Below are 12,432 nucleotides of genomic sequence, written 5' to 3'. Positions count from 1 at the left end.
CGACCGCAGTTGCGGGTGGTGGCCGCAAACGGGCGCGAAGTCCACAACGAATCCACACGCTCCCCTCGGACTGTCTCGGATGTTCTCGGATCTGCCTCGGGTTCGGACGCATCGGCCGTTTGACCTGTGCTCGGATGGTCTCGGATGGTCTCGGATAGTCTCGGGTTGGGACGCACCTTCCTTTGCAAGGCAGATGTCAGGAGTTCGAATCTCCTAGGCTCCACAGGTTGCTCCGCAGTCCGGCGGCCCCTCTCTCCGAACCGGGGGAGGGGCCGCCGGCGTTCAGCGGTCGTCGAACACGGCAGCGCCGGGCGAGGGGTTCCGCCGCTGGGACAGAACCCACCGCCCGGGTGCCGCTGGCTGCCGCGACCGGCCGACCGGCAGCCGCCCGCCGCTATTGCTCGTCCTCGTCCCGGCGGTCGGCCTCCGCCTGCTTGGCCTCCACCTCCGGGTCGAGCCCGGAGGCTTCCGGCGAACCGTCCACGCGGCCCAGACGCGGCGACGATCCGTTCAGCGAGGAACCGGTGTCGTCGAGCGGGTCGACCACCGACAGGGTGCCGCCGCCCGGAGTCGTCCGGTCGCCGCTCCCCGTCGGTTCGGACGGCTCCACCAGCCAGTCGGGATTGGCCTGCTTGCTCCACCATTTCCATGCGGCAACCGCAGCGCTTCCGGCCAGGCCGACGACGACCAGGCCGCGGAAGACGCGGCCCGTCTTCTCCCGCCGGATCCGCCTGCGCACCAGCCGGTCGATGTCCTCGGCCGTCACCTGGCCGCGCAGGGCGTGCAGGGCGGCGGCGCCGCGCAGAACCGCCTCGTCCCGCGCGGGGACGGCGACCGAACGGGTCACCGCGACCACCGTGCCCACCTTGGGCGCGGTGAACTCGGTGGCGGCCCTCGCGCTCTCCCGGGTCCGCCGGGCGGCGGCCTCCATGGCGTGTACGGCCTTGGGCGGCATCGCGGCCTGGGCCTGGACACGGGCCTGCCCCACCCGGGGCGCCAGCCGTGCCTCGTACTGATGCTTCGCCAGCACCCCGGCCTGGCGGCCGTAGACGCCGGCCTGCCGTCCGTAGTGGGCGGCGTTCTCCCTGGCCGTGCTCGCGTACGGTGCCGCCACCTCCGCGGCGTGCCGCACGCTGTCCTTCGTCACGTCGGCCGCGTGGCGCACGCTGTCGATGCGGGTCACAGGAACCTCCTCCTCGGTGGCGTACGGTTTTCGCCTTTCCACCCGGTTTGAAATCATGCCCGGCGCGGTGGGATACGGCATGTGCGGCAAGGCATACGGGTCAGCGTGCCCGGTCGGGGTCGTACCGCGGACCGGCGAGGGGGGAACCCCCGCGCGCCGAGCCGGTCCGTGCAAGGATTTGCCCCTCAGTGAAGACTATGGAAGGTAGAACGTGGCCGAGCAGCTCTACGCCACCTTGAAGACCAACCACGGCGACATCGTGATCCGGCTGCTGCCGAACCACGCCCCGAAGACCGTGGAGAACTTCGTCGGGCTCGCCGAGGGCACGCGCGAGTGGACCGACCCCAGCACCGGCAAGTCGTCCCACGACAGGCTGTACGACGGCACGGTGTTCCACCGCGTGATCTCCGGTTTCATGATCCAGGGCGGCGACCCGCTGGGCAACGGCACCGGCGGACCGGGCTACGAGTTCGCGGACGAGTTCCACCCGGACCTGGCGTTCGACAAGCCCTACCTGCTGGCCATGGCGAACGCCGGTCCCGGCACCAACGGCTCGCAGTTCTTCATCACCGTCTCGCCCACCACCTGGCTGACCCGCAAGCACACCATCTTCGGCGAGGTCGCGGACGAGGGCAGCAAGAAGGTGGTGGACTCGATCATCGGCTCGCCGACCAACCCGCGCACCGACCGACCGCTGGAGGACGCCGTCATCGAGACCGTCGTCGTCGAGAAGCGCGCGGGCTGATTCCACCGGTCCCGGACAGCGCCTGATCCCGTACCCTTCGGGAACACCACGCCGCGCCCGCACGTATGCGTGGATGAGCGTGCGGGATCACGCGCCGTCGTCAGGGGAGTGGGCTTCATGGACCAGGCGGTCTGCTGCTATCGGCACCAGGACCGGGAGACCGGTATTCGCTGCACCCGGTGCGAGCGGCCGATCTGCCCCGAGTGCATGGTGAGCGCCTCGGTGGGCTTCCAGTGCCCGGAGTGCGTCGGGGAGGCCCACCGCCGGACCGCGCCGCCGCGTACGGTGGCCGGGGGCCGGACGGCGGGCGACCCGTTCCTGGTCACCAAGATCCTGATCGGCCTGAACATCGCGGTGTTCCTGCTGGTGAAGGCGGTCGGCGACCGGCTGGTCGGCGATCTGGCGCTGTACGCGTCGTGCGGTACGAACCCCTTCACCGGGCAGCACATGTGCGCGGGCGTCGCCGACGGCCAGTGGTACCGGGTGCTGACCTCGGCGTTCCTGCACGAGCAGTACTGGCACATCGGCTTCAACATGCTGTCGCTGTGGTGGATCGGCGCCCCGCTGGAGCGGCTGCTGGGCCGGGTCCGGTACCTCGCGCTGTACCTGGTCTCGGTGCTGGGCGGCAGCGCGCTGGTGCTGCTGCTCTCGCCGAGCAGTCACACGCTCGGTGCCTCGGGGGCGGTCTACGGCCTGTTCGGCGCGACCGCCATCTACATGCGGCGGATGCGGTACGACATGCGGCCCATCCTGATCCTGCTCGCCCTGAACATCGTCTTCAGCTTCACCTGGGCGAACGTGAGCTGGCAGGGCCACATGGGCGGGCTCGTCGCCGGCACGCTGGTCGCGGTGGGGATGGCGTACGCGCCGCGGGACCGGCGCGCGCTCGTGCAGTGGGGGACGTGCGCGGGGGTGCTGATCGCCTCGCTGGTACTGACCGGTGTGGCTGTGGCACAGGTCACGTCCTGACGGCCGTGTCCCTGGCGTTGATCACACGTTATCCACAGCGTGTAGGTGAGGCTTCGCGCGTTGTGCACAGCTTGTGGGAGCTGCGGCGCGGAGGGCCGACCGTCCGGATTTTTCCCGAAAGATCAACGTTTTTGCCTGCCGGAGCAACGAAAGACCGGTGGCCGACAGTGCGGCCACCGGTCGTATCGGCGTCAACCTCGTAGAGGTTATCCACAGATCTTCCGACCTTTTCCCCACTGTGGATAACCGTGTGGAAAAGTTCGGGGCGCTGCCTTCACCGGCCGGGAGCGCCCGTGTTCCACCGGTGCGGGCGCCCTACTTCCACTGGGTCGAGACGACGAACCCGCCCGCGATGAAGCCGAAGCCGACCACGATGTTCCAGTTGCCGAACGCGTCCACCGGCAGGCTGCCCTGCGTCACGTAGAACAGGACGATCCAGGCCAGCCCGACGATGAAGAACGCCAGCATCAGCGGCGCCACCCAGCTGCGGCTGCCGAGCTTGATGGCGGTGGCGGTCCTCTCCGGTGGCGGAGTGAAGTCGGCCTTCTTGCGGATCCGTGACTTCGGCACGAGGGACTCTCCTGTCGATGCGCGCTGCTACCGCTTCCGGGCGTCGGTTAGCGTAGTGCTTACTCGGGCTGTAAGGAGACAGAGTACGGTGACGGAACGCGGTGATACTGCGCCCACCCCCTCCTCCCGTCCTGCCCACCGCACCGTAGCGCTGCGAGTGCTCAGCGCGGGAGTGTTCGCGCTGGCCGGGCTCATCTTCTGGATGAGCTTCGACACAGCCAAGGGCGTCGACATCCGCAGCGACGATCCGCTGCCGAAACTGTCGGACAACGTGCGCAAGAAGAACAGCCGGAACGAGCGGCTGGAGCAGCAGCTCGCGGCCATCCGTGGCGACGTCGACCAGCTCACCCGGCGGGGCAGCGGCCTCGGCCCCGCCGAGCGCAGGCGGATCGACGCCCTCGGCCGGGCGGCCGGCACCGCCCCGATCAGCGGGCCCGCGCTGAACGTCACCCTCAACGACGCCCCTCCGAACGCGACCGCGCTGGTCCCCGGCGTGCCCGAGCCGCAGCCCAACGACCTCCTCATCCACCAGCAGGACATCCAGGCCGTGGTCAACGCGCTGTGGCAGGGCGGCGCCCGGGGCATCCGCGTCATGGACCAGCGGCTGATCTCCACCAGCGCGGTCCGCTGCGTCGGCAACACCCTCATCCTCCAGGGCCGCGTCTACTCGCCGCCCTACCGGATCACCGCCGTGGGTGACCAGGGCGCGCTGCGCCAGGCCCTCGACCGCAGCCCCGCGATCCGGAACTACCTCCAGTACGTGGAGGCGTACGGCCTCGGCTGGAAGGTCGACGCCGACAGGAAAGTCACCCTTCCTGGTTACTCGGGCTCGGTGGACCTGCACCACGCGAAGCCGGTGACCGGGCCCTGACCTCGGCTGCGGCCCCTGGCGGGTGACGCCGCGCCGAAGCTTTGTCCCGCCGACGCCCCTCGGCGGTCGATCTCCCTTTACTCTGTTCCGGGACAGGAAGGAAGGCACCGCATGTACGGCTGGATCTGGCGGCATATGCCGGGCAACGCGTGGGTGAGGGCGTTCACCTCACTCGTGCTGATCCTTGTCGTCGTCTACCTTCTCTTCCAGTACGTGTTCCCGTGGGCGGAGCCGCTGCTCCCCTTCAACGATGTGACTGTCGACAACGGAATGGCCACTGTCCGATGAGCGCACGCATTCTTGTCGTCGACAACTACGACAGCTTCGTCTTCAACCTGGTCCAGTACCTCTACCAGCTCGGCGCCGAGTGCGAGGTGCTGCGCAACGACGAGGTCGGGCTCGCGCACGCGCAGGACGGTTTCGACGGGGTGCTGCTCTCCCCCGGTCCCGGCACTCCCGAGGAGGCCGGCGTCTGCGTGGACATGGTGCGGCACTGCGCCGAGACCGGGGTGCCGGTCTTCGGCGTCTGCCTGGGCCTCCAGTCGATGGCGGTCGCGTACGGCGGGGTGGTCGGGCGGGCGCCGGAACTGCTGCACGGCAAGACGTCGCTGGTGACGCACGAAGGCACCGGGGTCTTCGCCGGGCTGCCGAACCCCTTCACCGCGACCCGCTACCACTCCCTCGCCGTCGAACCGGACACACTCCCCGACGAGCTCCGCGTCACCGCCTGGACCGAGAACGGCATCGTGATGGGGATGCGGCACCGCGACGCACCCGTCGAGGGCGTGCAGTTCCACCCCGAGTCGGTGCTCACCGAATGGGGGCACCTGATGCTCGCCAACTGGCTCGCCGAATGCGGTGACCCGGGGGCGGTCGACCGCTCCCGCGGGCTCGCTCCGGTGGTCGGCACGGGCGGTCCCACCGGGAGGGCCGGGGCGTGACGACGCTCCGGCCGGAGCGTTCCGCCGACGGCCCGGTGTCCTACGAGGACACCGGCCAGTTCGCGGCGGTCGTCGGCCGGCTGGACGACCCGCTGAACGATCCGCTGCCGGGGCGGCAGCCGATGCCGCCGGCCCATGGGGAGCCGGTGTTCGGGGGACGGCCCGATGACCCGGAGTCCGGTTATCCGCAACCGGTCTTCGCGGAACCGCCGGCCTATCCGGACCCGGTCCTCACGGAGCCACCCGTCTTCACACAGCCGCCGGTCCTCACAGGGCCGGCGTTCGCAGGACCGGCCCGTACGCAGCCGGCGCCGGCCCACGGGGAACCGCCCTACGCGCAACCGGCCACCGCGCCCCCCCTGTTCACCGAGCTCGACCCCGTACCCACCGGACCGGAACCGGACCCCGGGCTGTCCCGGGCGGACCCGCGGCCCGCGTCGGCTCCCCCGGACGGGGGACGGGCCGCCCGGCGGAAGGCAGCCGCGCGGCAGGGCCCGGGCGGACACGCAGGCGGCGGCCACCGGGCCCGCGGACGCGGCGGCACCGCTCCCATCGCCCCGGCTGAGCCCTCCGCACCGCTCAGCCGGGTGGAGGCACGCAGGGCCGCGCGGGCCGCGAAGGACAGCACCGGGGTCCTGATCAGCCGGATCGTCGGCGAACTGTTCATCACGACCGGCCTGCTGATGCTCCTCTTCGTCACCTACCAGCTCTGGTGGACCAATGTCCGCGCCCACCAGCAGGCCAGCGGCGCCGCGAACAACCTCCGGGACCAGTGGGACTCGACCGAGGACGACCCGAACCGGGTACCGGGCACCTTCTCGCCCGGCGAGGGCTTCGCGATCATGTACATCCCCAAGCTCGACGTCAAGGCACCCGTCGCCGAGGGCATCTCCAAGCAGAAAGTGCTGGACAAGGGCATGATCGGCCACTATGACGGTGCGCTGAGCACCGCGATGCCCTGGGACAAGGCCGGCAACTTCGGGGTCGCCGCACACCGCAACACCCATGGCGAGCCGTTCCGCTACGTCAACCACCTGGTCCCCGGCGACAAGGTGGTGGTCGAGACGGCGAACACGTACTACACCTACGCGGTCACCAGTGCGCTGGCGTCCACCCCGCCCTCCAACATCAGCGTGCTGCGGCCCGTCCCGGTCGGCTCCGGGTTCACCCGGCCCGGCCGCTACCTCACGCTGACGACCTGCACCCCCGAGTTCACCAGCACCAACCGGCTGATCGTCTGGGGCAAGCTCGTCGAGGAACGGCCCCGCACCCAGGGCAAGCCCGACGCACTGCTGGGGGGATAACCGGGTGACGACCAGCACGACGGGCGGGCGGGGACGCATCGCTGCCACCGTCAGCCTTCTCGGCGAGCTGTTGATCACCCTCGGCCTGCTCCTCGGTCTCTTCGTCGCCTACTCCCTGTGGTGGACCAACGTCATCGCCAACCGCCACGAGCAGCAGGCGAGCGACCAGGTCCGCGAGAAGTGGTCGCAGGCCCCGGCCCGCGGCCTCGACACCCAGGACGGCATCGGCTTTCTGCACGTCCCGGCCATGGGCCGCGACTACGAGGTGCTGGTCAAGAAGGGCACCTCCAGCAAGATCCTCAACGGCGGCGTGGCCGGCTACTACACCGAGCCGACCCCTTCCGCCCTCCCCTGGGACCGCGGGGGCAACTTCGCCCTAGCCGCCCACCGCGACGGCCACGGCGCCAAGTTCCACGACATCGACAGAATCCACACCGGGGACGCGGTCGTCTTCGAGTCGAAGGACACCTGGTACGTGTACGAGGTCTACAAGATCCTCGACCAGACCTCGCAGTACAACGTCGCCGTCACCGACCCCGTCCCGACGCAGTCCGGCACGACCAGGCCGGGCCGCTACATCACCCTCACCACCTGCACACCCGTCTACACCTCCCGCTACCGCTACGTCGTCTGGGGCGTGCTCGTCCGCACCCAGAAGGTCGACGCGCAGCGGACCCCGCCGGCGGAGCTCACTCGGTAGGCGGTGCCCCGCGACGGCCGGTACGGCGAAAGGGGGCGGCCCGCACCTCACGTGCGGGCCGCCCCCTTTCATCGTGTCCGCTCAGCCGGGATCAGCCGCCGCCCGGGAACGTCCGGATGTGGACCGGCTGGCCTTCCTGGAGGGGCGCGCCGGGCCCGGGATCGGTCATCAGGACCCGGGCGCCGTCCCCGTTGGGGCCGTCGACCACGATCTGGAGGTTGAGCCCCAGACCGTTCAGCTGGTTGATCGCCTCCTGGAGCGGCTTGTTGAACAGGTCGCCCGGCATGGTCGCCTGCGGAGCCTGGGTGGGCGGCGGGCCGCTGGAGACGGTCAGCACGATCGGGGTGTCCAGCGTCTGCTCGCCCTCGCTGGGCTGCGGGGTCTGGCTGATGACGCTGCCGGCCGGGGTCTCGGTGGAGGGCTGGTCCTGCTGGGCGCGGACCACGTTGGTGAAGCCCTGCGCGTGGAGCGCGGCGACCGCGGCGTCGAACGGCTCGCCCTTGACGTTCTGCGGCGTGGTCTTCTTCGGCTCCTGCGACACGGTCAGGGTGATCTCGGTGCCCTTGGGCTTGACCTCACCCGGATCGGGGTTCTGGTCCAGGACGATGCCCGGGTCCTTGGTGGTCGAGGTCTGGTACTTGATCTTGGACGTGAAGCCCTTGTCGATGAGCTGCTGCTGAGCCGAGCTGACCTTGTCGTTCCGCACGTCCGGGACCTCGACCGGCGCCTGGCCCTTGGACAGCGCCACGGTGACCGTCTTGTCGGACGGGACCGGCTCGTTGGCGGCGGGGGTCTGCTTGCAGACGAGGTTCTTCTCGACGTTGGCGCAGAACTCGGCCGGGCCCTGGACGATCGTGAGATCGACGTTGGTCGCCGCGCGCTGGGCGTCTGCCAACGAGCTGTTGACGAAGTTCGGCACGACCGCGTTGTCCGACGGCGAGGCACCGCCGAACAGCGCCTTGCCGAGGAAGATCGCGCCGATCAGGACGAGGATGCCCGCGACGACCAGCAGCACCGTGGAGGTGTTGTTGTTGTTCTTCTGGCGGCGGCGGTCCGGCCGGTCGTCGTACCCGTAACCGCCGTCGTCCTCGCGCATCGGCGGCAGCATCGAGGTGTGCTGCCCGTCGGGCTGCTGCGGCAGGGCGGTGGTGGGGGCGGAGTCACCGTACTGGTGCGGATAGCCGTAGCCGACCGCGCCCATCGCGGCGGTCGCGGCGACCGGCTGGCCGTCCAGCGCCGCCTCGATGTCGGCCCGCATCTCGTCGGCCGACTGGTAGCGGTAGTCGGGGTCCTTGGTCAGCGCCTTGAGGACGATGGCGTCCATCGCCGGGGTGACCTCGGGGTCGTAGACCGACGGCGGCTGCGGGTCCTCGCGGACGTGCTGGTACGCCACCGCGACCGGTGAGTCGCCGACGAACGGCGGCCGTACGGTCAGCAGCTCGTACAGCAGGCAGCCCGTCGAATACAGGTCGGAGCGGGCGTCGACCTGCTCGCCCTTGGCCTGCTCGGGGGAGAGGTACTGGGCGGTGCCGATGACGGCCGCCGTCTGCGTCATGGTCATACCGGAGTCGCCCATGGCGCGGGCGATGCCGAAGTCCATCACCTTGACCTGACCGGTGCGGGTGAGCATGACGTTGGCCGGCTTGATGTCACGGTGGACGATGCCCGCGCGGTGGCTGTACTCCAGGGCCTGAAGGATGCCGACAGTCATCTCCATGGCCCGCTCGGGGAGCAGTTTGCGCCCGGAGTGCAGCAGCTCGCGCAGGGTGGAACCGTCCACGTACTCCATCACGATGTACGGGATCGAGACCCCGTCGACGTAGTCCTCACCGGTGTCGTACACGGCGACGATCGACGGGTGGTTGAGCGAGGCGGCCGACTGCGCCTCACGACGGAACCGGGCCTGGAAGGACGGGTCGCGGGCGAGGTCCACCCGCAGTGTCTTCACGGCGACGGTACGGCCGAGGCGCGTGTCGTGGGCGAGGTAGACCTCGGCCATGCCACCGCGACCGAGCACCGAGCCCAGCTCGTACCGGCCGCCGAGGCGACGCGGCTCTTCCATAGCTCTGCCCTCTCCTCAAACCCGTTCTCAACCCGAATCAACCGAATCGCATCACGTCATATCGCTTCTCGCTGTGTCGCGTACTGCCCTATCACGTGAAGCGCTGCCTTGCGCCTGCTCGGGCATACGCTACCGGGCGTCCGCGGGTGGGCCGCTCCCCGGCCGTCCGCTGATACCTGACCGGTACCTGGTAGCGAGCAGACCGGGCCGGGCGTGACGTACCTCTCATGTCCGTGTCACCTGCCGAGGACCGCCTCCATGACGTTCTTGGCGATCGGTGCGGCCAGACCGCCACCGGTGATGTCGTCGCGGTTGGCGGCGCCGTCCTCGACCACGACCGCGACGGCGACCGGCGAGCCCTGGTCGGTCATCGCGTACGAGACGAACCACGCGTACGGCTTCTGGTCGTTGTTCACACCGTGCTGCGCGGTGCCGGTCTTGCCGCCGACCCGCACCCCGGGGATCTGCGCCCTGGTGCCGGTGCCCTCCTTGACCACCGTCTCCATCATCTGCTGGAGCTTCTGCGCGTTCTCCGGGGAGAGCGGCTCGCTCAGCTTGCTGGGGCTGGTCTGCGCGATGGTGCTCAGGTTGGGCGCCACCAGCTTGTCCACCTCGTACGGCTTCATCAGCACGCCGTTGTTGGCGATCGCGGCGGCGACCATGGCCATCTGCAGCGGGGTGGCCGTGGTGTCGAACTGGCCGATGGAGGAGAGTGCGACTTGGTCCTTGCTCATCTTCGTGTCGAAGTTGCTGGCGTCCGCCCGGACCGGGACGAACTGCTCCTGGTTGAAGCCGAACTTCTCGGCCTGCTCCACCATGCCCTTGAGCCCCACCTCCTCGGCGCCGAGCTTGCCGAAGACGGTGTTGCAGGAGTACTTCAGCGCTACGCGCAGCGACGCGTTCTCGCAGGGAATGTTCCCCTCGTTCTTCAGCTCGGTCCTGGTGTTGGGCAGGATGTACGGCAACTCGGTTTGCGTCTCGGCGTCGATGTCGGAGAAGCGCCCCGACTCCAGCGCCGCGGCGGCGGTGACCAGCTTGAACGTCGAGCCCGGCGGGTAGGTCTGGCGCAGCGCCCGGTTCTGCGACGGATCGTCCGGGTTGTTCTTCTTGTTGAGCGCGATCCAGTTCTTCTCGTCGGTCCTGGAGTTGCCGGCGATGGTCGAGGGGTCGTACGACGGGGTGCTCGCCAGCGCCAGGATCGCTCCGGTGCGCGGGTCGATCGCGGCGACCGCGCCCTTCTTGCCGCCCAGGCCCCGGTACGCGGCCTTCTGCGCCTTGGCGTTCAGGGTGGTCACGACGTTGCCGCCCTGCTTCTGCTTGCCGGTGAGCAGGTCGATGGTGCGGTTGAAGAAGAGCCGGTCGTCGTTGCCGGTGAGGAACTTGTCCTCGACGCCCTCCAGGAACGTGGTCCCGAACGCCTGCGAGGCGTGGCCGGTCACCGGGGCCCACATGGCGCCGTCGGTGTAGGTGCGCTTGTACTGGAAGTCGCTGCCGGAGGTCTCGGTGTGGCCGGTGATGGCCCGGCCGTCGACGATGATGTCGCCGCGCGGCTGGGCGTACTGGTTGATGGCCACCCGGCGGTTGTGCGCGTCGTTGGAGAGCTGGTCGGCCTGGACGAACTGGACGTAGTTCACCCGCAGCAGCAGGGCGAGGACGAGCAGGCCGCAGAAGACCGCGACCCGTCGCAGCGGCTTGTTCACTGAGTACGCACCACCTGGGTCGCTTCGGCGTCGGGAGACGGGGCGGGGCTGGGGGCCGGCCGCCGAGCGGTGTCGCTGATCCGGAGCAGGATCGCCACCAGCGCCCAGTTGGCGATCACCGAGGAGCCGCCCTGGGCCAGGAACGGCATCGTCATACCGGTCAGCGGGATCAGCCCGGTGACGCCGCCGGCGACCACGAACACCTGGAGCGCGAAGGCGCCGGACAGCCCGATGGCCAGCAGCTTGCCGAACGGGTCACGGGCGGCCAACGCGGTACGGATACCGCGTTCGATCAGCAGCCCGTAGAGCAGCAGGACGGCCATCAGACCGGCCAGCCCCAGCTCCTCGCCGACCGTCGCCAGGATGTAGTCGCTCTTGGGGGCGATGCCGCCGATCAGCCGGGAGTAGCCCTGGCCGAGCCCGGAGCCGAAGATGCCGCCGGAGCCGAAGGCGTACATGGTCTGCGCGGTCTCGGTGACGCCGCCGTTGGAGGCCAGGTCCAGCGGGTGCAGCCAGTTGTGGACGCGCTCCTTGACGTGCGGCTCGAACGACGACACCAGGACCGCGCCGCCCGCGCTGAGCAGCAGGCCGAAGACGATCCAGCTGGTCCGCTCGGTGGCGACGTACAGCATGATCACGAAGAGGCCGAAGAACAGCAGCGAGGTGCCGAGGTCGGTCTCGAAGACCAGGATCAGCAGGCTGATCGCCCAGATGACCAGGATCGGGCCCAGGTCCCGGCCGCGCGGCAGGTACAGGCCCATGAAGCGGCGGCTGGCCAGCGCGAGGGCGTCCCGCTTGACCATCAGGTAGCCGGCGAAGAAGACGGTGATGACGATCTTCGCGAACTCACCCGGCTGGAGCGAGCCGATGCCGGGCAGCGTGATCCAGATCTTCGCGCCGTTCACGCCGGGGAAGAACACCGGGGCGACCAGCAGCGCCATCGCCACCATCATCGAGATGTACGTGTAGCGCTGGAGAATCCGGTGGTCCTTGAGGAAGACCAGCACGCCGACGAAGAGCGCCACACCCAGCGTGGACCACAGGAGCTGGTTGGGCGCCATCGCCTTGCCGAGCGCCGGTTCCTGGTCCAGCCGCCAGATCAGCACCAGGCCGAGGCCGTTGAGCAGGGTGGCGATCGGCAGCATCAGCGGGTCGGCGTACGGCGCGAACTTGCGGACCAGCAAGTGCGCGATGCCCGCCAGCAGGCCGAGGCCGACCCCGTAACCCAGCAGTCCGGCCGGGACCGAGTTGTCCTTGGCCAGGCCGACGTTGGCGTACGCGAAGACCGGGATGGCCACGGCGAACACCAGCAGGGCGAGTTCGGTGTTGCGGCGGTTGGGCGCGCCGACCGACGTGATGGTGGTGGTGTTGCTGACGCTCATGACGA

12 protein-coding genes and 1 tRNA gene are annotated in these 12,432 nt (G+C 69.5%); 8 read left to right on the top strand and 5 right to left on the bottom strand.

Translation table 11 applies throughout. From position 1 onward, the window contains the following. Positions 1-152 precede the first annotated feature (152 nt). Positions 153-223 (top strand) — tRNA-Ala (locus tag VIW71_RS10535). 171 nt (positions 224-394) lie between these two features. Here VIW71_RS10535 and VIW71_RS10530 read toward each other — a convergent pair. Next, positions 395-1,183, bottom strand: a complete 789-nt coding sequence (locus VIW71_RS10530; protein WP_331621821.1) for a DUF5324 family protein — start codon at positions 1,181-1,183, stop codon at positions 395-397. A gap of 211 nt (positions 1,184-1,394) precedes the next feature. Between VIW71_RS10530 and VIW71_RS10525 the strand changes: the two genes are divergently transcribed. Together VIW71_RS10525 and VIW71_RS10520 are read left to right on the top strand one after the other, a co-directional pair. After that, complete coding sequence (locus VIW71_RS10525) at positions 1,395-1,928, top strand: peptidylprolyl isomerase (RefSeq protein WP_331621820.1); 534 nt, start codon at positions 1,395-1,397, stop codon at positions 1,926-1,928. 117 nt (positions 1,929-2,045) lie between these two features. After that, entirely contained in the window at positions 2,046-2,897 is an 852-nt protein-coding gene (locus tag VIW71_RS10520) for a rhomboid family intramembrane serine protease (protein WP_331621819.1), read from the top strand. A gap of 315 nt (positions 2,898-3,212) precedes the next feature. On the opposite strand, the gene crgA is transcribed toward VIW71_RS10520, so the two are convergent. After that, entirely contained in the window at positions 3,213-3,467 is a 255-nt protein-coding gene (crgA, locus tag VIW71_RS10515) for a cell division protein CrgA (RefSeq protein ID WP_331621818.1), read from the bottom strand. An 88-nt stretch (positions 3,468-3,555) separates the two neighbouring features. Here crgA and VIW71_RS10510 point away from each other — a divergent pair, with 88 nt between their 5' ends. The 5 genes from VIW71_RS10510 to VIW71_RS10490 all read left to right on the top strand — a co-directional run bounded on the left by VIW71_RS10510 (position 3,556) and on the right by VIW71_RS10490 (position 7,283). After that, positions 3,556-4,338, top strand: coding sequence for a DUF881 domain-containing protein (locus tag VIW71_RS10510; protein WP_414720721.1), 783 nt, complete (start codon positions 3,556-3,558; stop codon positions 4,336-4,338). Positions 4,339-4,449: 111 nt separating this feature from the next. Then, positions 4,450-4,626, top strand: coding sequence for a hypothetical protein (locus VIW71_RS10505; RefSeq protein WP_331621817.1), 177 nt, complete (start codon positions 4,450-4,452; stop codon positions 4,624-4,626). Continuing rightward, positions 4,623-5,279, top strand: a complete 657-nt coding sequence (locus VIW71_RS10500; protein WP_331621816.1) for an aminodeoxychorismate/anthranilate synthase component II — start codon at positions 4,623-4,625, stop codon at positions 5,277-5,279. Before VIW71_RS10505 ends, VIW71_RS10500 begins: the two co-directional genes overlap by 4 nt. Continuing rightward, the gene (locus tag VIW71_RS10495; protein ID WP_331621815.1) at positions 5,276-6,583 is read left to right on the top strand and encodes a class E sortase; all 1,308 of its coding nucleotides are present in this window, start codon (positions 5,276-5,278) and stop codon (positions 6,581-6,583) included. The genes VIW71_RS10500 and VIW71_RS10495 overlap by 4 nt, the downstream gene beginning before the upstream one ends. A gap of 4 nt (positions 6,584-6,587) precedes the next feature. After that, a complete protein-coding gene (locus tag VIW71_RS10490; RefSeq protein ID WP_331621814.1) occupies positions 6,588-7,283 on the top strand; it encodes a class E sortase in 696 nt (231 codons plus the stop codon). Between the two features lie 91 nt (positions 7,284-7,374). Here the strand turns inward: VIW71_RS10490 and pknB are convergent, their stop codons facing one another. From pknB to VIW71_RS10475, 3 genes are all read right to left on the bottom strand, one after another. After that, positions 7,375-9,345 (bottom strand): Stk1 family PASTA domain-containing Ser/Thr kinase, encoded by a 1,971-nt coding sequence (pknB, locus tag VIW71_RS10485; protein WP_331621813.1) that lies wholly within the window; start codon positions 9,343-9,345, stop codon positions 7,375-7,377. Between the two features lie 236 nt (positions 9,346-9,581). Continuing rightward, positions 9,582-11,045, bottom strand: coding sequence for a peptidoglycan D,D-transpeptidase FtsI family protein (locus VIW71_RS10480; RefSeq protein ID WP_331621812.1), 1,464 nt, complete (start codon positions 11,043-11,045; stop codon positions 9,582-9,584). Beyond that, positions 11,042-12,427, bottom strand: a complete 1,386-nt coding sequence (locus tag VIW71_RS10475; protein WP_331621811.1) for an FtsW/RodA/SpoVE family cell cycle protein — start codon at positions 12,425-12,427, stop codon at positions 11,042-11,044. Before VIW71_RS10475 ends, VIW71_RS10480 begins: the two co-directional genes overlap by 4 nt. Positions 12,428-12,432: the final 5 nt, after the last annotated feature.

Origin of the sequence: Streptomyces sp., from assembly GCF_036524955.1 — a bacterium.
Lineage (GTDB): Bacteria > Actinomycetota > Actinomycetes > Streptomycetales > Streptomycetaceae > Actinacidiphila.
The sequence above is the reverse complement of the archived record's forward strand: the minus strand, read 5'-3'. Positions and strand labels throughout refer to the sequence as shown.